The sequence below is a fragment of the Pelomonas sp. Root405 genome (assembly GCF_001425165.1).
GTDB lineage: Bacteria > Pseudomonadota > Gammaproteobacteria > Burkholderiales > Burkholderiaceae_C > Pelomonas.
Genome location: NZ_LMDU01000012.1, coordinates 324170 through 344521 on the forward strand (window position 1 = coordinate 324170; position 20352 = coordinate 344521).

The window sequence follows — 20352 nt, forward strand, 5'->3', positions numbered from 1 at the left end:
CAGGAGGAGCAATGCGGATCAAAGTGGACTCAACTTCCTTGCGCTATGGCATGCGGCGGCCGAGATCGGCTACCAACGGGCTCGTGGCCAAACTGCTGGATCACGCGGCGGCCAACCCCATCAAGGTGCTGTCGGTCGCGGCCTTGCTTTTCGGCGGGCTGCTGCTGTTGGTTTACTTCGCGCGCATCGAATTTCTGCCGGACATCAATCTAGAGGCAGCCCCATCGTTGCTGTACGCCACAGCATTGATGGGGCTGCTGATCGTCTCTTTTGCTGCCGCATCTATGGTGATGCCAGGGCTGTTGTTGGCGTACTGGCGCGACGATGCAGCGGAAAGCCACTTCAGTGACGTCCTCATCGCCGCAGCACTTAATGCGCTGACATGGGGCGTGGCATTGTCTTGGCTGTTCGGGCAACTGGGCGGCATCACGGCGCTGTGCATCACGGCGGCCCTTTGGTGTGCTTCCATGGTTCTGTGGGTTCGTTGGATTGCTTCACGCCAACCGCGCGCGTCTGGTTTTTACCGGCACGCATTGAACAGACTTGGGGCTCGATGGCTGTTGCCTGCGGCCTTCAGCGCGCTTTTGATGGTTACGCCCGTGGCGTTCATCTTCGCGTTTGGCTTGCGGGGAGACATCGTTTACGCGAGCAACGCCCAGGCGATTGGCCGCTTGGTGCTGTTGGTGTTGGCAGCCTCCACCGTCTTCATCAGCCTGTCCCAGTCAGGTAGCCGCATTCGGACGGCGGCCTTTCTTGCCGCACTGCTGCTGTTCCTGGTGTTCGCGGCTACGGGGAGCTTCTCGGCGGCCTCGGTGATGGTGGTGGGCAAGCTTGGCCTGGGCGAGTACACCGCCGTTCGCGCGGTCGTCAGCGGAAAAACATGCCGACAAATCAACTTGGCGCTCGGGCAGGCCGTCTGCCGTGAGACGGCGGATGAAGACGCAACCGTGATTTGCCCTGCCGTCCTGCGATCGCGCATCGGTTCACAGGCGCTCCTCGAGTTCGCGGCGATGAGCATCGAACGTAGCGGCACGAACGCGTCGCTGGCGTGGCAATCCATCCCGGAGCAAAGAGACAAGCCTGTTCATTACCGTCGTGTGGTGCTGGACAAAGCGCAGTTGCTGACGTGGTCCAGCGTGCCGTTGGCGCTGTCGCCAATGCCCGCTGGGCCGACACCGGCGCCGGTGATCCTGGCGAGCGCGCTCACGGACAGCGGCTCGTCGAGTGGGATTGAGGAGCAGCCGCTGGAGTTGCGCACCGCGCTGGCGCAAGTCTGCAAACCTCCTTTCGGCATGCCTTGAATGCGCGCTGCTTGAATCGCGTCAGGTAGCCGCTGGCGAGTCGGTGCCAAGCAGTCCAGCCACGCGCTCGCGCAATGCGTCCGGCGACATGGTGGCTGCCGGCAGCGCGCTGCCGACGTTCAACGACACCCGGCTCCAAAACCCGCGCCTCAGCGGCCTGCTCATCGCCTTGCCACCTTCGACGCGCGAGAAATAGCTGCCCCACAGATTGCCGAGTGCCATCGGGATGACGGGCACATCGGGCAGGCCGTCGATGAGCTTCATGACGCCGCCCTTGAAGGGCTGCAGCGTGCCGTCGCGGGTGATGCCGCCCTCGGGGAAGATGCAGACCATCTCGCCGTCCTTCAGCACCGCGCGGGCGGCGGCGAAGGCGGCTTCATAGGTGGCCGGGTCGGTCTTCTGCGGCGCGATGGGGATGGCCTTGGCGAGCTTGAACATCCAGCCCAGCACCGGCGTCTTGAAGATCTGCGCGTCCATCAGGAAGCGGATGGGGCGCGGGCTGGCGGCCATCAGCAGCACGGCGTCGACGAAGCTGACGTGGTTGCAGACCAGCACGGCCGGGCCGGTGGTGGGGATGCGCTCGTCGTTGACGACCTTGAAGCGGTAGACGATGCGCGTCAGCACGAAAGCGACGAAGCGCAGCAGGTATTCCGGCACGATCAGGAAGATGTAGAACGCGACCACCGCGTTGGCGATGCCCACAGCCAGGAAGACCTGCGGGATCGTCAGCCCCGCGCTCAGCATCGCGCCGGCGATGACCGAGCTGGCAATCATGAAGATGGCGTTCAGGATGTTGTTGGCCGCGATGATGCGGGCGCGGTGGCTGGGCTGGGCGCGCAGCTGGATCAGCGCATACATGGGCACGCTGTACAGCCCGGCGAACAGTGCCAGCAGCGTCAGGTCCGCCAGCACGCGCCAGTGCACGCCGATGCTGAGGAAGGCGCTGACGCTGTAGGGCTCGCTCGCGGGCAGGCCGCTGGCGGCGAAGTAGAGGTCGATGGCGAACACGCTCATGCCGATGGCGCCCAGCGGCACGAGGCCGATCTCTACATGGCGCTTGGACAGCATCTCGCACAACAGCGAGCCAACGCCGATGCCGATGGAGAACACCGCCAGCAACAGCGAGGCGACCTGCGGGCTGCCGTGCAACACCTCCTTGGCGAAGGCCGGGAAATTGCTGAGGAACACGGCGCCGAAGAACCACATCCACGAGATGCCGAGCAGGGAGCGGAACACCGCCAGGCCCTCGTGCGCAAGCTTCAGGTTGCGCCAGGTTTCGGTGAAGGGGTTCCAGTTGATGACGAGGTTAGGGTCGGTCGACGGGCTGGGCGGCACGCCCTGTGCCGTCACGCGGCCCAGCACGGCCAGTGCCAGGCAGGCCCACGCCACATGCTGCGGGCCGACGACGGGCGTGTCGACCAGGATGCCGCCGAGCAGCTGGCCGAGCAGGATGGCGACGAAGGTCCCCATCTCGACCATGCCGTTGCCGCCGGTCAGTTCGCGCTCGCTGAGGTGCTGGGGCATGTAGGCGTACTTGACGGGACCGAACAGTGTCGAATGCAGTCCCATCAAAAAGACGCAGGCCAGCAGCGCCGGCACGTTGGCCGCGTAGAAGCCCCAGGCCGCGATCACCATGATGGCGATCTCCAGGCTCTTGACGAGCTGCATCAGCCTGGCCTTGTCGTGCTTGTCGGCAAGCTGACCGCTGGTGGCCGAGAACAGCACATAGGGCAGGATGAACAGCGCGCCGATGACCAGGCCCGCGTGGCTGGGCGGCAGCCAGTCCAGCTGCAGCTGGTAGGTGATCATCAGCGTGAACGCGAACTTGAAGACGTTGTCGTTCGCGGCGCCGAGGAACTGCGTCCAGAAGAAGGGCGCGAAGCGGCGCTGGCCCAGCAGGGCGAACTGATTCGGATGCTCTTGGCTCATTGCTTGACCAGTTGCGGTGATTCGGAGAGGCCGGCGCGTGGCAGCCACGCGAACATCGAGTCCACCGTGACGGTGTCGATGTGCCGCGCGATGCGGCGCGCGGTCGGATGATCGTCGAACGCGATGTTGGCCTGGGTCAGGCGGCCGCCCAGGCGCGTCAGCGCGGACAGGCGCAGGTCGGTCGGCTGATAGCCCTGCACCTTCAGCCAATCCTGCGCGGCGCGGCGGCTGACGATGCCGGGTGCAGCGGCAGCGGCCAGCGTCTCCAGCACCCACTGGTTGCTCTGCTGGTAGGTGGTGCCGAAGGCATAGGCCACCATGCTGTAGCGGCGCTCGTTGAAGCGCGCCACGCGGGCGTTGTCGGCCAGCACCGGCAGCAGGACCTGCTGCAGTTCCGGCTTGAGCGCGACGAACGCAGCCTCGTAGCGGTGCGGGTTGTCGAGGAAGAACTCACCCAGGCCCTGGCGGTACAGCGCGGCGTGATCGGTGCCGCAGTGGTTGAGCTTGTGCATGACGCGCCAGACGGCGGGTTGCTGGCTGGTGTCCTTGTAGACAAAGCCCAGATGCGACCACTTGAGGTCGTACTTGGACAGATCCTGCCCGGCGCGGGCGAGGAGGGCGACCTGCGCGCCGCTGGCGTCAAGCTGGCGGGCGGTGGCCAGCGCCAGGGTCAGGCCTTGCTCCACTTGCCGCGCCGTGCCGGCCTTCTCTTCGCAAGGCCGGCCGGCATGCGCGGATGTCGCGAGCGCGAGCGCCGCAATGACAAGCAGGCGCTTCAACGGCTCACCTGCTCGTTGTAGAGCAGGGCCTTGCCCACCTCGTTGGGGATGAAGGCAATGACGTGTCCCGCGGCCGACAGCACCGTGCCGGCGGCGATGACCGACACCACGACGGCTGCGCCGGTGGACACGACGACGCCCTCGGCCAGCTTGCCGGCTGTCTTGAGGCTGATGCGGGCGCCGTCTGACGCGCGCTCCAGCACCCAAACGGTCGCACCGCCGACGACCTCGACGCTGACGACGGCCAGCGTCACGCCGACCGACAGCATGCCGGCGGGGATGGCGCTCAGCGCAACGCCGGTGGCACTGACCGCGCCGACCGACAGCACCACGGGCGCGGCTGACACGGCGAGGCTGATCTCCGACTGGGCCGTTGCGGGAACGGCAAGCGTCGCGAGGGCGAGGGACAGGCTGGTGACGGCAAGCAGGCGTTTCATGTTCTCGGACTCCGGAAGTTATTGAGCGCTGGCATCGGGCTGCATGGCAGCTTCGCGGCGGCCATGCAGGCGGGCTTCGAGCAGGTCGGCCTCGTGCGCGTCACGCAGCATCTTGGCCAGCGTGAAGACGTTGGAGATCAGGTAGAGCCAGCAGACCAGCAGATAGGCCTTCCACACGGGCTGCACCTCCATGCGCCACAGGCCCCAGCCCGTCAGGCCCATGGCCAGCGCAAAGCCGGCCCAGACGACGATGCGCCACATCGGCGTGTCGACGGTGCGCTCCTGGTTGTCGCGGATGAACTTGGCCAGCGCGAAAGCGGTGGACAGGCAGAACACATAGCCCATCACCATGAAGGCGCGGTCCAGGTCTTGCCCCGGCAGCCAGGCCAAGCCAGAGCCGCACAGCATGACGCTGAGGCCGAAGGAGATCCAGACCTGGATGCGCCAGGCACCGCTGTCGCGGCGGATGTGGGGGACTTGGGCCATGGTGTTGTCTGCTTGTGAGTGAATGTTGCGATGGGCGCGATCTTGCGCGAAGCCGGCTGGGGTGGCCTCGGGAATAGTTCCGAGGCGCGTGGCAAGCGCCGCGAAGTAGCGCTTCATGACACCGCTTGGCGTTCGAAGTGCGGACGAGTCGCGAAAACGCTCGGCGACAGCCGCGCGCCGCGCCAGCGGGCCAGGCGCTTCAACGCCAGGTCGAACAGCAGCGGGTTGTGCTCGCGCAATACGTGCAGCGGCGGCGCGTCGGCAGCGTCCAGCAGGCCCGCGCTGACGAGCGTGGGCAAGCGGACGGCGGCGGGGATGCTGGGCAGCGGGTAGTCCGAGCCGTGCAGCAGCCGCGGGTGCCAGTCCTCGCGCGTCAGCAGCGTGCGTGCCACGTCGGGCTTGCGGTTGGTCTGAAGCGTGACGGAGATGTCGCCCATCAGCCGGCCGCCCCAGTCCTCGTCCATCAGCCGCGTGAACAGCGAGAAGGCGCTGGCCTGGCGCGGGCGTTCCTGGTCCAAGTCCAGCGCGTTGCCGAGCGACGCGCAATGCGCGATGACGATGCGCACGCCCTGCGCCAGTGCGGCGCGCACGTGCAGTGGGTTGCCCAGCTCGTCGCGGCCGGCGCCCGGCACGGCGCGCTCCTCGCCGCAGTGGACGATGACGGGCAGGCGCGCGGCGGCCAGGCGGTCATAGAAGGGGCGCAGCCGCGAGGCGCGCAAGTCGATGTTCATGGCTGACGGCAGCCACTTCAGCGCGACGGCGCCTTGGGCCAGGGCTTCGTCCAGCCGGGCCAGCGCGTCGGGCCGATGCGGGTGGATGGACGCGACCCAGGCAAAGCGCTGCGGTCGCGCCGCGGCCACGCCGGCCGCGTAGGCATTCGGCACGTGGAAAGTGGTGTGCGCCGCCACCGGCCGGCCGCCGGTGTCGCAGGCATGGTCGAAGGCGAACAGCATCCAGCGCGCACCGGCGGGGAAGTCCTCGGCCAGCGCCTGCAGCCGCTCGACATAGGCGCGGTCGACGCTGGTCGCATCGGCCGACACGCAGGCGGCGTTGAGGATGAATCGCTTGCGCAGCACCTCCACCGGGTGCCACCACTGGCTCAGCTGCGCATTGACAGTGCAGCCCGAGCCGGAGTCGCCGGTGCCGAGCAGGTGCGTGTGCACGTCCCACAGCTGAGCGGGGTCGATGCCGTCGAAGGTGCGCTCGATCAGCGGTCGCAGCGTGTCGGGAATGCCGCTGCGGCAGGGGTTGAGCAAGCTAGCGCGGGCGGGGCTGGCAAGGGCGGTGAACAGGCCGGCGGCTGCGCCGCAGCACAGCAGGTGGCGTCGGGTGAGCATGTCGAGGTGGCAGGAGTGGCGAGGGGCGCCAGCTTCGCGACGCCGCGCCGCAAAGCCGGCGTTTTTGTCGTGGCGGGGCGGGCCTTGCGCCCGGTGGTGCCGTCATGCGCTACCGTCTCGCCCCATGTCGAGCACGCAATCGCTGGTGGCCCTGATCAAGGCCGAGTTGAAGAGCCAGGGCCTGAGCTATGCCGAGCTGGCCGAGGCGCTGGACCTGTCGGAGTCCAGCGTCAAGCGCATGCTGGCGCCGGGCGGCGAGATGCCGCTGTCACGCGTGGACGAGATCTGCCGCGTGCTCAAGCTCGATTTCGCCGAGCTGGCTGCGCGCCTGGCCGCGCAGGCGCCCGAGCTGCGCGTGCTGAGCCTGGAGCAGGAGAAGGCCGTCGTGGCCGACCCCAAGCTGCTGCTGATCGCGATCTGCTGCCTGAGCCACTGGGCGGTGGAGGACGTGCTGTCGCGCTACCGCATCGCCGAGGCCGACGCCGTCGCGGCGCTGGCACAGCTGGACCGCCTGGGTGTCATCGAGCTGCGGCCGCACAACCGCTACAAGCTCAAGGTCGCCAAGACGCTGCGCTGGCGGCCGCAGGGGCCGGTGATGAGCTTCTTCCGCGAACGCGTGATGGCCGACTTCTTTGCCGGAGGCTTCGACGGCGAGGGCGAATTGCTGACGCTGGTGCACGGCGAGTTCGGCGCCGGCCATGCGCGCGAGCTGGCGGAGCGCCTGCAGCGCGCGGCCGACGACTTCGCGCGCCAGCATCTGCTGGACCAGAAGCTGCCGTCGTCCGAGAAGCGGCCCTACAGCGTCGTCATCGGGCTGCGGTCATGGGTCTTCGAGGCGTTTCGGGATCTTGAGAGACCGGGGCTCGGACTCACCAGAACTCCCAACGCCCGGTCCAGATGACCCAGATGCCGAGCAGGCCGTTCGTCACCGCGTGCGAGATGACGGCCGTCCACAGCTTGCCGCTCTTGCGGTAGAGCAACGCATAGGCCAAGCCCGCGACGACGGCGGCCAGCCACAAGGTGTGTGCCAGCGTGAACACGAAGGTCGACAGCACGATGGCGCGTATGCCGACGGCCTGCGGGTCGACGCGTTCGAAGCCGGGGTGCTGCACCCAGCGCATCAGGAAGCTGCGCCAGAACAGCTCTTCCATGACAGGCACGACCAGGGCAGCGCCCGCGAGGCGCAGCACGACCAGTGGCCAGATCAGCTGGCCTGCGGCATCCAGCGGCACAAAGCTGGCGGTCGGGGTGCCGAGCTGCATCCACGGCGCGTCCAACTGCACCCAGATCGCGAAGACGGCGATGCCGACGACGACCGCCCAGCCGGTCTCGCGCGCGTCGGGCAGGTTCTGGCGCACCAGTTCGCCGTAGCCGCGCCAATACCAGGCCAGCAGGCCGCCGACGATGAAGGTCTGCGCACCGTAGATCCAGCGCGGGTCCAGGCCGGCGTCGGCGGGCAGATAGCCCCGCAGCGCCAGCAGCGCCATGAAAACGAAGAACGGAATGCAGCGGGCAAGGGCCGCGGGGCTGAGCGTGGGCGTTTCGGAGGGCATCTGGGCGGGCATGTCGGCCCTCAGCTTAGCCCGAGCCTGTGACCGTCCTGGACGTCACTGCCCCCTAGGCTTGCAGCAAGCCGTCCTGGAAGGCGACAAAGACGCCGTTGGTCCAACCGAAACCGTCCTGGGTTTCGTACTCGCCGCCGCCGCCGGCGCGGTCTTCGGCCACGTCGTATTTCTCCAGCAGCCGGCCGGTGGCCAGGTAGACGCGGTGCACGCTGGCGCACCAGCGCTCGGCGATGTCGCGGGCCAGCGAGGCGTGGCCGTATCGAGCCAGGCCTTGCGCCGCCATCCATTGCAGGGGCGCCCAGCCGTTGGGGGCGTCCCATTGCTGGCCCGTGGCCAGCGCCGTGGTCAGCAGGCCGTTGGCGCCCATCAGATGGCGCCGCACCTGCTCGGCCATTGCGTCGGCCTGGGGCGGCGTGGCAATGCCGAGGTAGAGGGGTACCAGAGCGGCGGCCGTCAGCGGGCGCGGGTCGGTGGCGTGGCGCCAGTTCAGGTCGGCCAGGTGGCCGCTTTCATCGCCATCCTGGGCGCGCCAGAAGCGCGTTTGCAGCAGCTGCCGGCGTCTGGCGGTGCGCGCTTCGAAGGCCTGAGCGGTGGCGGGGTCGCCGCTGCGCGCGGCCCCCAGCGCGATGGCGGCCTCCAGGCCGGCCAGCAGCGCATTCAGGTCCACCGGCGCAAGGGACGTGGTTTCGATGCTGGCGATGTCCGCAGGGTCGGCGCACCAGCGGCCGGAGAAGTCCCAGCCGCTTTCGGCCGCGGCGCGCAGGTCGCGCCAGACGTGGGCATGCGGCCGGCCGCTGGCCTCGGCCGTCTCGACGTCCTCGCGCCAGCTCTCCTCGCGCGGGCTGTCGCGGTCGTCCCAGTAACGGTTGAGCAGCGCGCCGTCCGCGGTGCGCAGCACACGGCGATGAGCCTGGCCCGGCGCCAGCTCGTCCTCGCCGTCCATCCAGAAGGCGTGCTCGGCCTTGAGCGCCGGCAGGTACTGCGCAAAGCCGGCTGCCGGGTCGTCGGCGTGCAGCAGTTCGACCATCTTGAAGCAGAAGGGCGGCTGCGAGCGGCTCAGCATGTAGCTGCGGCTGCTGTTGGGGATGAAGCCGTAGGTGGCGATCAGGTGGGCGAAGTTGGCCAGCATGGCCTCGGCCAGCTCGCGTCGGCCATCGGCCATGAGGCCGAGCATCGTGAAATAGCTGTCCCAGTAGTAGAGCTCGCGAAAGCGGCCGCCTGGCACGACATAGGGCTGTGGCAGGGCGAGCAGGCTGTCACCTTCGACGGGGTGACGGTGCTCGCGCACCAGCAGCGGCCACAGCGCGCGGATGTGATCGCGAATGCCCAAGCGCGGCCCGGCGGGCGCACCGTGGCCGGGCAGCTCGAAGTGGGCGTGCACGAAGTCGCGCAGCGAGAAGCCGGGTCGAGAGCGCTCGGCGTCGAACCGGGCACGTATCGCGGCGGGTGCAGAGCGTGGCAAGGCATCGACGAAGCTCTTGCCGTCGCCGCAGACGCCGCCCATCTGCACGGCGATGAAGAGCTCGCCGTAGAGCTCGTGGGGGGTCGGGTCAGACATGGTTCAGGCCGCGCCGCAGGCGGGTCAAGGCAAGCGCGAGGGCCGCGGTGGGAACGAGCAGAAGGCCGAAGGCGGTGGCGCCGTCGAAGGCGACGAAAAGCCGGCCGGTGACAAAGCTGCCCAGGGTGCCGCCCAGGGCCGAGAAGACGACGATGAGGCCGGTCATGGCGGCATGCTGGCGCTGCGGCAGCGCGCTCAGCATCGCGGAGTTGATGGCCGGGTAGATGGGTGCCAGCAGCAGGCCGGTCAGAGGCAGCAGATAGGCGGCCGGGGGTGCGTTGAGCCAACCTACATCGGCACCCAGCGGCGCGATGTTGCGCGACAGCGGCAGCGTGACGAGGATGAGCACCGTGATGCCGACCAGGCAGCCCATGACGACGGCGAACCAGCCGAGCCGCCCGATGATGGCCGCGCTGGTCAGGCGGCCCAGCGCCGTCGTCGCCGGCATGATGACCGCCAGGCCCACGCTCATGGCGGTGGGCAGGTGCAGCACCTCGTTGTTGAAGCTGGGCAACCAGGTCGAAATGCCCTGCTCGATCAGCACATAAAGGAAGGCCGACAGCAGGAAGACGACGACGAGGGCCATCCTGAGCAGCGGCGCCATCGCGACAAGGTCTTGCCTGACCGTCGTGCCGGGCGACTGGATAGGGCCTTCGTCGAGGGGGCTGATCAGCAGCAGCACGAAGGCCGCCACGGCGATGCCGGCCAGCCAGGGGTAGATGCCCAGCCAGCCGGTGCCTTCTGCATGCGCGGCGTTGCTGAACAGCAGGAAGCCGCCCAGCACGCCGACCATGAAAAGGCCTTCGAGCAGGTTGGTGAACCGCGCATGGTCGGCCTTGTCGTGCGTGACCAGGCCGATCATGGAATAGGCCGACACCTTGACCAGGGCAAAGCCGGCACCGAGGGTGCAGAACAGCAGCTTGATGGCCCAGAAGGCCGACAGCACCGGCATGGCCGCACAGGCTGCGCCGACGGCGGCGACGGCGAGCAGCATCGATTTCTTCAGGCCTAGCCTGGGGAGCAGGGAGGCGACCAGGAAGGACGTGATGGCGATGGGCAGGTCCTTCCAGGCGTCCAGCAGCGCGGCGTCAGCGCGTGCAACGCCAAGGGTCTGCACGACCATCAGGTTCACCGCGCCGACGCTGTTCAGCAGGGCGCCGAAGAGCATGTAGGTGAGGATGATGGCGAGCTTGATGGGCAGGGTGCTGGCTGTCGCGGCTGCTGGCGGTGAGTGGAGTTGGGTCGTCATGGGGTGCTTTGAGCGGGCGATTCTTTGGACGCACCTCGCTGCGCTTGCGTCTTGCCGAGTGTGGTGCCGGGAGTCCGCCCCGGCGGGCGGGTAACTTTCTTCTGCGGCGCCAGAAGAAAGTCACCAAAGAAGAGGCGCTCAACCGCACACGAGCGCGACGCCGCCATCAGCGGCGCGCGAAAACAGCCACCGGCTTTGCGGGCAGACGCGACCCGCTGCGCTCTCGCTGCTGTCCTTGTCACCAGCACCAGCCATCGCCGCTTCATGCCGGTTAACGCCGGCTGCACGCCGGGCTCACGAGCAAATGCGAATGCGGCGTCGCTGGGGCGACGCCCCGGTGGATGCTGCGCAGCGTTCGCGTCGCCCGAGCGACGCTGTATTGGCTGTTTTGGTGAGCACGGCGTGCAGCCGCGCGTTAAGCGGGCGGGTGGTGCGATGGATGGTGCTGGTGACAAGGACAGCAGCGAGAGCGCAGCGGTTCGCGTCTGCCCAGTCACCGAACGGCTGTTGCACGGAGAAGCTCGTGCACATGGTGCTGGTGTGCGGTTCAGGGCCTCTTCTTTGGTGACTTTCTTCTGGCCCCGCAGAAGAAAGTTACCCCGCCGCCGGGCGGGACTCGCGGCACCATACTCGGCAAGACGCAAAAGCAACGAGGTGCGTCCCGCCCACTGGGGTGTAGCAGAACGCATCGAGCAGCTCACGACTCAGAACTGAAAACCGACCGACAGTTCATACGCCCGCCCAAACAACGGCCGCGCCAAGAACACCCCATCCTGCCCAACCCCCTGCCCCGGCACCCGGAAGTTCCCTTCCGTCAACCCGATCTTGTTGGTCAGGTTGGTCCCCGTCAGCCGCACCTCCACCCCGTTGTCCATCGAGAACACCGCGCCCGCATCCACCGTGCGATAAGCCGGCAGCGTCAGCGTGTTGGTCTGATCCGCAAAACGGTCGCCCACATGGCTGAAGGTCGCGAACGCACGCAGCTGGCCGAACCCGGTCTGCGTCTGCCAGCTCGGCGTCAAACGCGCCTGGAACTTGGGTGCGCGCTCGACGCGGTTGCCGGTGAACTGCTGGAAGTCCTTGTACTTGGCGTTCTGGAAGTTGCCAGTCGCCGCGATCTCGAAGCCATAGCCCGGGCGCAGCGCCAACTCGAACTCGACACCCTTGGCTTCGCTGTTGGGGCGCAGCACGACGTTGCCTGCATTCGTGAACTGCTGCGTCTGCGAGTTCGTCAGCTTGTTGGCATAGGCAGTCAGGAAGGCGCTGTAGAGCTTGGTGGCGGTCTTCAGGCCGATCTCGAACTGGGTGATGTCCTCGACCGAGTCCTTGGTCTCGTTGGCGCCGCGGCCGCGCAGCACGTCGAAGTCGGGCATGCGGTGGCCTTTGTTGACGCGAACGAAGGCGCTGAAGTCGCGGCTGAAGGCGTAGTTGGCGCCCGCGGTGAACGACGAGCGGCTGAGCTTGCTGTCGATCAGCGTGTTGCTGCCGTTGAAGTAGGCGAGGTTGTTGTTGTGAAGGGTCAGCGGGTCGGCATCCAGGTCGCCATTGGTGACGTTGGCGATCGTGCCGGTGATGCGCTGCGTCTCGCGGCGCGCGCCGAGGTCCACGCGCAGCTGCTTGTTGACCTGCCACTCGTCGGCGATGAAGAAGGCGTGCGTGTTGCCGCTGTAGTTCGCGTCGAGATTGAACGAAAAGGGCGGCGGCACGAAGCCATTGCGGGAGACGCGCACGCCGTTGTCCAGCTGCACGTCGATCAGCCGCGCGTGCGACTGCACGGTCATCAGCTGCGCCTGGCCCAACGCCCAGACGTCATGCGAGCTGTAGCCGGCCAGATAGAGGCCGACGGTCAGGTTGTTGCCCGGCGCGATCTCGCGCGACAGCCGCGTCTCGTTGCTGGTCGAGCGCAGCGCCTTGTCCACCGCCCACATGCCGTTGACGATGACGGGCGTGCTGGCCGCAACGGCGCCGCCGCCGTTCGTGAACGTGGCCGTGCCGGTGGTGGCCGCGCGCCCGGCCGCAGCGACGACCGCTGCGTCGCCGTTGGCCGCCGTGACCTGCGAGGCGATATAGCTCCCCAGCGTCTGCGGGTTGGCGCCGGAGAACAGCGCATAGGTCGGCGTGTCGCCCGAGGTGTGGCTGAGCTTGTTGGTCAGCGTCCAGTCACCCAGCTTGGTGTCAAGGTTGGCGCCGAAGGTCTGCACGTCGGCGCCGCGGCCGTCGGCGAGATCCTTGGTGATCGTGCTGCGCTGGATCTCGGGCCGGCCGTTTGGCAGAGTCCGGCCGGTGGCGCGGCCGGTCTCCAGCACGATGCTGCGCAGCTCGTTGCCGTAGAAATAGTCCTTCAGCGCATTGAAGCCGGGGTAGCTGGACACGCTCTTGCCATCGCTGCCACCGACCACCGGGATGGCCGTGAAGAAGGCATTGCGGTCCCGCAGCGCGCGGGCGTAGAGCTGCAGGCTGCCGGCGTCGAGCTTGCGGCTCAGCACCAGGCTGGCCTGGCCGCCCTCGTCGGCGGGGAATTGCGTGTCGCGCAGCCCCTGGCTCTGGCGCCAGAAGCCGCCGACCATGATGTTCCAGTCAGCCGACAGCTTGCCGGCATAGACGCCGTCGACGCGTTTCAGGCTGCCGGTGCCCGTGGTCACGCGCAGGCTGGACTCGGCACTGCGGCCGTCCTTCTGGATGAAGTTCACCGTCACGCCGGGCTGGCCGCTGCCGAAGATGGGGCTGGGGCCGCCGCGCAGCACTTCCATGCGGTCGATGGTGTCGTCCAGACGGAAGAGCTGCGAGTGCTCGAAGAAGCTCAGCGTTGGTAGGTGGTACAGCGGCGCGCCGTTGAGCTGGAAGGTCGAATAAGGACCGTCACCCGGCGTCGGGAAGCCGCGCACGCGGATGTTGGCTCCGGCCTGGCCGCCCGAGGTCTCGACAAAGATGCCGGGCACGGTCTTGAGGATGTCGGCCGTGCTGGTGGGCGCGGCCTGCTTGATCTGCTCCTCGGTGGCGGTGGTGATCGAGAAGCCGGCCTCAAGCTTGCGCACGCCCTCGCGGCGCGCGGTGCCGGTGACGACGACGGCTTCGAGTTCACGCACTTCGGGGGCCTGCGGGGCCGGCTTGGCGGCCTCCTGGGCTTGCGCCGCAACGCACAGTGCAGCGGCGGCCAGGGCGATCAGCTGCGGGCGCAAGCTGCGCGGGAGGACGGTGCCGCTGTGCGGCGTGGCATGGGACTTGGGCATGGTGTCTCCGATGGTTGTTCTTGATCCCGAAAGCCAGCGCGGCCGTCGCCACTTTCGATGGAGCGGACTTTGATGGCAAATGTTATCGATGTCATTTGGGTTAATACCAATGTGGTGAAGTGGTGACATCGATGGCATTGACGCGGGTTTGCCTAGAGCTGCCGGGCGGCCTCGCCGGCCGCAAAAGTCGTTGGCGCGCGAAGCCAAACCCCGACAATCCCGGCCCATGAGCACCCAAGACCTCACCGACGCCGAGTTCGCCGAACTCGACGAACTCCTCGCCGCTACGCCCGAGCCGCTGCAGCCGCTGGACGCCTCCATGCTGGACGGCTATCTGTGCGGTGTCATCGTGCAGCCCCGCCTCATCGAGGCCGACGAGTGGCTGCCCAACATCTTTGACTACGACGGTGGCCTGCTGCCCGAGACGGTGGACGCCGGCTGGCTGGACAAGCTGACCCAGCTCGTCGAGCGCCGCCACGCCGCGCTGAACCGCAGCCTGGCCGAAGACGGCTGGTTCGACCCCGTCATCCTCGAGATCGAGGAAGACCAGCAACCCGACCCGCTGCCCGAAGACGCCAGCGAGGAAGAGCGCTCGGCCCGCGCCAGCTACGACGAACTCGGCAGCATCTCGCGCGCGCTGATGCCCTGGGTGGCGGGCTTCCAGCATGCGGCCCTGTGCTTCCCTGACCTGGCCGACGTGCCCAACGACGATGTCGCTGCGGCCCTGGCGCGCCTGTACCGCCACCTGCCGGCAGAAACCGCCGAGGAGAAGGAGGTCGTTGCGACGCTGGACCGCGAGCACCCGCTCAAGGACCTGGACGATGCCATCGAGGAACTGGTGGCCACCGTGGCCGACCTGTCCGACCTCACCGAGGCCGAGCGCTATCGCGTCGCGACCATCAAGCGCGACGCGCCCAAGGTCGGGCGCAACGACCCCTGCCCCTGCGGGTCGGGGCGCAAGTACAAGGTCTGCCACGGCAGTAACTAACGACGGTTCTCGACTGACTTGAAGCTACAGCTGCTCTCGGACCTTCACCTCGAAACCGAGTCCTACCAGCCCGTGCCCGCACCGGGCGCAGAACTGCTGGTCCTGGCCGGCGACATCGACACGACCTGGCGCAGCTTCGAGCTGTTCCGCGGCTGGCCGGTGCCGGTGCTGTTCGTGCCGGGCAACCATGAGTTCGACCGCCGCGATGTCGACGCGGCGCGCGAGGCCCTGCGTGCCCACGTCACGCCGCTGGGCCTGCGCATGCTGGACGACGAATCGGTCGTCATGCGCGATGGCGAGGGCCGCCGCGTGCGCTTCATCGGCTGCACGCGCTGGTGCGATTTCGACGCCTTCGGCCCGGCCGGTCGTGAACGCGCGATGCGTGCCGGCGGCTACTTCCAGAACGTCATGCAGGCCACGCGGCAGGGCGAGGTCTTCGGCGTGGACGCCGTGCGCGCGCTGGCGCTGGAGAGCCGTGCCTGGCTGGCCGGCGAGCTTGCGCGTGAAGGTGACTGGGACGCCACCGTGGCCATCACCCACTTCGCGCCCAGCCTGAAAAGCGCCGACCCGCGCTACGGCCGCCAGCCCGGCACGGCCAGCTTCTGCAACAACGACGAGGAGCTGCTGCCCGGCGCCCAGCTCTGGATCCACGGTCACCTGCACTGCCGGCAGGACTATCGGCTGGGCGCCACCCGCATCGTCAGCAATGCGCGCGGCCATGTCCGCAAGGGCGAGGCGGACGGCTTCGACGGCCAGCGGGTGTTCGAGGTGTTCTCCGCCTGACCTTGCGAGCGCAGTTCAGGCGGCGTGCGCCACGGTCTTGATGCGCAGCGCCGACACCACCCCCGCCACCAGCAGCGCGATGCCCGCCAGCGTCGCTGCCGGCGGCATCTGCTGCTTCCACGCAAAGGCATAGCCCAGCGCGGCCAGCGTCTCGAAGACGATGAGCTGGCCCGACAGCGAGGTCGGCAGGCGCTGGCTGGCCTCGTTCCAGCACAGCGTGCCCAGCCATGACGAGAACAGGCCGATGGCCAGCATCAGGCCGATGTAGTTCAGCGGCTGCGGGCCGAGCGGCCAGTCAAAGCCCGCCGGCATCAGCAGCCCCGGCCACAGTGCCTGCAACTCCACGACGATGATCATGCCGATCAGCGCCATCGGCAGCGTGACCAGGCCCTGCGCCGTGGCCCATGCGCGCGGACTGCGGTCGGCGTGCTCGCGCAGCCAGTCGGCATTGCGGATGGGATACCAGGTCCAGCAAGCCACCGCGATGACGGCCAGCAGGCCGCCTTCCACATAACGGCGAAGTGCGTCGGGCCCGGCACCTGCGGCCTGCAGCGCCGCCAGCTCGCTGCGGTTGACCAGCAGCAGGCCGGCGGCGATCAGCAGCAGCCCCGGCAGCAGCCGCGCCCACGGCAGCTTTCCGTCACGCACCCGGTTGCGGTGGTTGGCGCTGATCGCGATGACGACAGGCAGCGTGCCGATCAGCATGGTCGGCAGCGGCGCGCCCGCGCGCTGGATGGCGGCAGCCAGCGTCAGGTAGTAGAGGAAGTTGCCGACGGCGCTGAGCCGCACGGCGGCCCACCAGTCGGCCGGTGTGAGCCCGCGCAGGCTGCCGCGGTCCATCAGCGCCAGCGGCAGCGCGATCAGGCCGAAGGCCAGGTAGCGCCCCGTCGTCAGCAGGGCCGGCGGGTAGTCGGGCAGCATCAGCGGCGCGACGAACACCAGTCCCCACATCAACCCCGCCGTGAGGGCAAAAAGTACACCTGCAAGCATGGGGCGGCATCATGCCGCAGGGTGACCGCCGCTTGCGTCGATGCGCTGCGGCGCCGTCCGTCATGTGCTGCCGCTAAGCTGGCCGCCCATGAGCCGACCGCCCGCCGCCCTCCCGACGCTTGCGCTGCTGCTGGCCGGTGCCGTGCAGGCCGCGCGACCGCTGCAGACCGAGGACGCCCCGGTCATGGAACGCGGTGCCTGCGAGATCGAGGGTCTGCGCGCCGCGGCCCGTCAGGGAGGCGAGCGCCAGCGGCAGACCGGGCTGCAGCTGGGTTGCGGCATCGGTTGGCGCAGCGAGATCGCGCTGCAGGCGCTGCGGCCGCGCGAGCTGGTGCTGTCGGGCAAGACCCGGCTGGCGACCCACCCTGTGCGCGACGGTGACGCCCAGCTCACGCTGGCCTGGAGCCTGGCGCAGCGGCATGTGCAGGCCGGCTGGCGCCGCAGTGCCTCCGGCCTCGTGCTGGTGGCCAGTGCGCCGCTGAATGGCGACTGGCTGATGCATGCCAACCTCGGCCATCAGCGCGATGAAGTCGCGCGCCTTCGCAGCACCACCTGGGGCCTGGCGGCCGAACACAACGGCCTGGGTGAGGACGGCCGCTGGCAACCGATGGCCGAGGTCGTCGGCGACGACCGTGGCCGCCCCTGGGCCCATGCGGCCTTGCGCGTGGCGCTCCTGCCCGAGCGGGTCTTCGTGGATGGATCGGCGGGCACCCAGCTCCGCCGTCAGTCCGGCGGCCGCCGTGCCCGGCTGGCCACGCTGGGCTTCAAGCTCGCGTACTGAACCAGTCCGCCACGGCCTGGCGCTCGCCCGGCGTGTAGTGCAGGCCGAGCTTGCTGCGCCGCCACAGCACGTCCTCGGCGCAGGTGGCCCACTCCTGTTCAACGAGGTGGCGCAGCTCGGCCTCGAACAGGCCCGGCGCGACCTCGCTGCCCTGCGGCGCCGCCAGCAGCGCCTCGGCCAGGCTGCCGTAGGCGCGCGCCAGCCGCTCGACCAGCGGGGGCGGCCGGCCCGCATGCCGGGCCTGCAGCGCGGCGATGAAGCCGCCGATGTCCACCCCAAGCGCGCCCAGGTCGCCACCCGGCAGCTTGGCCTCGCGCGTCCAAGGCTTGCGCGCGTCGCCCAGCATCCCGCCCAGCTGCGTCGCGCCGTCCTCGGCCAGCTTGCGGTAAGTCGTCAGCTTGCCGCCCCAGATGTTGAGCAGGGGCGCGCCGCCGCTGCTGCCTGCCTCCAGCAGATAGTCCCGCGTCACCGACGAGGCCGCGCCGCCTTCGTCAAGCAGCGGGCGCACGCCGGCATAGCTCCAGACGACATCGGCCGGCCGCACCGGCTCGGTCAGATAACGGCTCGCCTGTTCGCACAGGTAGTCGACCTCGTCGGCACCGATCTCGGCGCGGTCCGGCGGCGCGGCGTCCTCGGGCAGGTCCACATCCGTCGTGCCAATCAGCGTGAACCGACCCTCGTAGGGAATGGCGAAGATGATGCGGCCGTCTGGGTTTTGGAAGATATAGGCGTGGTCGTGCGCAAAGCGCTGCTTGACGACGATGTGGCTGCCCTTGACGAGGCGCAGCCCGCGTGCCGGCAGCTGCTGGCCGCGCAGGAAGCTCTCCGCCCAGGGGCCGGCCGCGTTGGCCAGGGCGCGGCTGCGCACCCTGCGGCCATTTGCCAGCGCTAGCTGCCAGCCGTCGGGGCCAGGTCTTGCCTCGGTCACCGCGCAGCGCGTCAGCACCTCGGCGCCGCGGCCGCGCGCGTCCATCGCGTTCAGCACTACGCAGCGCGCGTCGTCCACCCAGCCGTCGGAATAGACGAAGCCCTTCGTGAACTGCGGCTGCAGCGGCGCGCCGTAGACCGAGCCGGCCAACTTGATGCCCTGCGAGCCCGGCAGCAGTTCGCGCCTGGCCAGGTGGTCGTACAGGAAGAGGCCGATGCGGATCATCCAGGCCGGGCGCAGATGCGGCGCGTGCGGCAGCACGAAGCGCAGTGGCCGGATGATGTGAGGCGCGCTGCGCAGCAGCACCTCGCGCTCCTGCAGCGCCTTGGCCACCAGGCCGAAGTCGTAGGTCTCCAGATAGCGCAAGCCACCGTGGATCAGCTTGGTGGAGCTTGACGAAGTGTGCTGTGCCAGGTCGTCGCGCTCGGCCAGCAGCACCCGCCAGCCCCGCCCGGCGAGGTCGCGTGCCAGGCCGGTGCCGTTGATGCCGCCTCCCACCACCACGACGTCAAAATGGTCCATGCACTCACTCTAAGGGACAAGCATGGATGCCCTGCTGGCGCTTGACCAAGGCACTTCCAGTTCGCGCGCGCTGGTGTTCGGCCGCGATGGCCGGTTGCTCGCATCGGCCCAGCGCGAGCTGACGCAACACTTCCCGCAACCGGGCTGGGTGGAGCACGACGCCGAGGAGATCTGGACGGGTCAGATCGAATGCGCCCGCGAGGCGCTGGTCAAGGCCGCCGTGAAGGTCGCCGCCATCGGCATCACCAACCAGCGCGAGACCACGGTGCTGTGGGACCGCCAGACGGGCAAGCCGCTGCACAAGGCCCTGGTCTGGCAGGACCGGCGTACCGCGGCCCTGTGCGAAGAAATGCGCAGGCAAGACCTGGAACCGCTGATCCGCGCCCGCACCGGCCTGTTGCTGGACCCATATTTCTCCGCCACCAAGCTGTGTTGGCTGCTCGACAACATCCCCGGTGCCCGCGAGCGCGCCGCGCGGGGCGAGCTGGCCTTCGGCACCGTCGACAGCTGGCTGCTGTGGAAACTGACCGACGGTGCCGTGCATGCCACCGACGTCAGCAATGCCTCACGCACCCTGCTGTTCGACATCCACCGCGGCGACTGGGGCGACGAGCTGCTGCGCGCCTTCGACATTCCCCGCAGCCTGCTGCCCGAGGTGCGTCCGTCGGCGGGCATGTATGGCCAAGCCAGCGAGTTCGGCGTCCCGGTAGCCGGCATCGCGGGTGACCAGCAGGCCGCGCTGTTCGGCCAGGCGGCGCTGCAGCCAGGGCAGGCCAAGAACACGTATGGCACCGGCTGCTTCCTGCTGATGCACACGGGTGCGCAGGCGCGCACCTCCACGCAAGGGCTCATCACCACCCGCGCCGCGCAGGTGGGCCCCGACGCGCAGTACGCACTGGAAGGCAGCGTCTTTGTCGGCGGCGCCGTCGTGCAATGGCTGCGCGACGGGCTGCGTGCCATCGGTGGCAGCGGCGAGGTGCAGGCCCTGGCCAGCAGCGTGGCCGACGCCGGCGGCGTCATGTTCGTGCCGGCCTTTGCCGGCCTCGGCGCGCCCTACTGGCGGCCCGACGCGCGTGGCGCGCTGCTCGGCCTGACACGCGGCACCACACAGGCACACATCGCGCGTGCCGCGCTGGAGAGCATCGCCTTCCAGAGCGCAGCGGTGCTGGCCGCCATGAACGCCGACGTCGGCGAGGCGGCGCGCCTGACCGAGCTGCGCGTGGACGGCGGCGCGTCAGCGAACGACCTCTTGATGCAGTTTCAGGCCGACCTGCTCGGCATCCCGGTGCTGCGTCCCAAGGTCATCGAGACGACGGCGTTGGGGGCGGCGCTGCTGGCCGGTCTGGGATGCGGCCTCTACGCGTCCGCGGAAGAGATCGGCGCCATCTGGCAACTCGACCGCGCCTTCGAGCCGCGCATGTCGCGCGACGAGGCGGGAGCAAGGCTGGCGCAGTGGGACAGGGCGGTGCGGCAGGTGCTGGCGGAATGA

At 68.7% G+C, this 20352-nt stretch carries 17 protein-coding genes; 6 read left to right on the forward strand and 11 right to left on the reverse strand.

The genetic code is table 11. The features are described 5' to 3' along the window. The first annotated feature begins 83 nt into the window (after positions 1 to 83). Entirely contained in the window at positions 84 to 1301 is a 1218-nt protein-coding gene (locus ASC81_RS14410) for a hypothetical protein (RefSeq protein WP_156392129.1), read from the forward strand. A 21-nt stretch (positions 1302 to 1322) separates the two neighbouring features. On the opposite strand, the gene ASC81_RS14415 is transcribed toward ASC81_RS14410, so the two are convergent. From ASC81_RS14415 to ASC81_RS14435, 5 genes are all read right to left on the reverse strand, one after another. Then, entirely contained in the window at positions 1323 to 3230 is a 1908-nt protein-coding gene (locus ASC81_RS14415; protein WP_056268365.1) for an MFS transporter, read from the reverse strand. Next, entirely contained in the window at positions 3227 to 4009 is a 783-nt protein-coding gene (locus tag ASC81_RS14420; protein WP_056268368.1) for a DUF2145 domain-containing protein, read from the reverse strand. Before ASC81_RS14420 ends, ASC81_RS14415 begins: the two co-directional genes overlap by 4 nt. Further along, the gene (locus tag ASC81_RS14425) at positions 4006 to 4446 is read right to left on the reverse strand and encodes a hypothetical protein (protein WP_056268371.1); all 441 of its coding nucleotides are present in this window, start codon (positions 4444 to 4446) and stop codon (positions 4006 to 4008) included. The genes ASC81_RS14420 and ASC81_RS14425 overlap by 4 nt, the downstream gene beginning before the upstream one ends. A gap of 18 nt (positions 4447 to 4464) precedes the next feature. After that, positions 4465 to 4932 carry a YiaA/YiaB family inner membrane protein gene (locus ASC81_RS14430; protein ID WP_056269044.1) on the reverse strand — a complete coding sequence of 156 codons (468 nt, stop codon included), beginning with the start codon at positions 4930 to 4932 and terminating at the stop codon, positions 4465 to 4467. Between the two features lie 113 nt (positions 4933 to 5045). Continuing rightward, a complete protein-coding gene (locus ASC81_RS14435; RefSeq protein WP_056268374.1) occupies positions 5046 to 6269 on the reverse strand; it encodes an amidohydrolase family protein in 1224 nt (407 codons plus the stop codon). Between the two features lie 124 nt (positions 6270 to 6393). On the opposite strand from ASC81_RS14435, the gene ASC81_RS14440 reads away from it, so the two are divergent. Continuing rightward, positions 6394 to 7170 carry a helix-turn-helix transcriptional regulator gene (locus ASC81_RS14440; protein WP_056268377.1) on the forward strand — a complete coding sequence of 259 codons (777 nt, stop codon included), beginning with the start codon at positions 6394 to 6396 and terminating at the stop codon, positions 7168 to 7170. Here ASC81_RS14440 and ASC81_RS14445 read toward each other — a convergent pair. From ASC81_RS14445 to ASC81_RS14460, 4 genes are all read right to left on the reverse strand, one after another. Beyond that, the gene (locus ASC81_RS14445; RefSeq protein ID WP_235533662.1) at positions 7139 to 7834 is read right to left on the reverse strand and encodes a CAAX prenyl protease-related protein; all 696 of its coding nucleotides are present in this window, start codon (positions 7832 to 7834) and stop codon (positions 7139 to 7141) included. The two genes, ASC81_RS14440 and ASC81_RS14445, sit on opposite strands and share 32 nt — an antisense overlap. 52 nt (positions 7835 to 7886) lie before the next feature. Next, positions 7887 to 9392: an alpha,alpha-trehalase TreF gene (treF, locus tag ASC81_RS14450; RefSeq protein WP_056268382.1), complete on the reverse strand. Its 1506-nt coding sequence runs from the start codon at positions 9390 to 9392 to the stop codon at positions 7887 to 7889. Beyond that, positions 9385 to 10641: a sugar MFS transporter gene (locus ASC81_RS14455; protein ID WP_056268386.1), complete on the reverse strand. Its 1257-nt coding sequence runs from the start codon at positions 10639 to 10641 to the stop codon at positions 9385 to 9387. The genes treF and ASC81_RS14455 overlap by 8 nt, the downstream gene beginning before the upstream one ends. Positions 10642 to 11345: 704 nt before the next feature. Then, positions 11346 to 13871 carry a TonB-dependent receptor gene (locus tag ASC81_RS14460; RefSeq protein WP_056268389.1) on the reverse strand — a complete coding sequence of 842 codons (2526 nt, stop codon included), beginning with the start codon at positions 13869 to 13871 and terminating at the stop codon, positions 11346 to 11348. 226 nt (positions 13872 to 14097) lie between these two features. On the opposite strand from ASC81_RS14460, the gene ASC81_RS14465 reads away from it, so the two are divergent. Together ASC81_RS14465 and ASC81_RS14470 are read left to right on the forward strand one after the other, a co-directional pair. Continuing rightward, on the forward strand, positions 14098 to 14859 hold the full coding sequence (locus ASC81_RS14465) for a YecA family protein (protein ID WP_056268392.1): 762 nt from the start codon (positions 14098 to 14100) through the stop codon (positions 14857 to 14859). Positions 14860 to 14877: 18 nt separating this feature from the next. Beyond that, complete coding sequence (locus ASC81_RS14470; RefSeq protein WP_056268395.1) at positions 14878 to 15642, forward strand: metallophosphoesterase; 765 nt, start codon at positions 14878 to 14880, stop codon at positions 15640 to 15642. Between the two features lie 15 nt (positions 15643 to 15657). Here the strand turns inward: ASC81_RS14470 and ASC81_RS14475 are convergent, their stop codons facing one another. After that, the gene (locus ASC81_RS14475; protein ID WP_056268398.1) at positions 15658 to 16632 is read right to left on the reverse strand and encodes a DMT family transporter; all 975 of its coding nucleotides are present in this window, start codon (positions 16630 to 16632) and stop codon (positions 15658 to 15660) included. Between the two features lie 88 nt (positions 16633 to 16720). On the opposite strand from ASC81_RS14475, the gene ASC81_RS14480 reads away from it, so the two are divergent. Beyond that, complete coding sequence (locus ASC81_RS14480; RefSeq protein ID WP_156392131.1) at positions 16721 to 17413, forward strand: hypothetical protein; 693 nt, start codon at positions 16721 to 16723, stop codon at positions 17411 to 17413. Here ASC81_RS14480 and glpD read toward each other — a convergent pair. Then, positions 17397 to 18863, reverse strand: coding sequence for a glycerol-3-phosphate dehydrogenase (glpD, locus tag ASC81_RS14485; RefSeq protein WP_056268407.1), 1467 nt, complete (start codon positions 18861 to 18863; stop codon positions 17397 to 17399). The two genes, ASC81_RS14480 and glpD, sit on opposite strands and share 17 nt — an antisense overlap. Positions 18864 to 18885: 22 nt before the next feature. Here glpD and glpK point away from each other — a divergent pair, with 22 nt between their 5' ends. Then, the gene (glpK, locus tag ASC81_RS14490; RefSeq protein WP_056268410.1) at positions 18886 to 20352 is read left to right on the forward strand and encodes a glycerol kinase GlpK; all 1467 of its coding nucleotides are present in this window, start codon (positions 18886 to 18888) and stop codon (positions 20350 to 20352) included.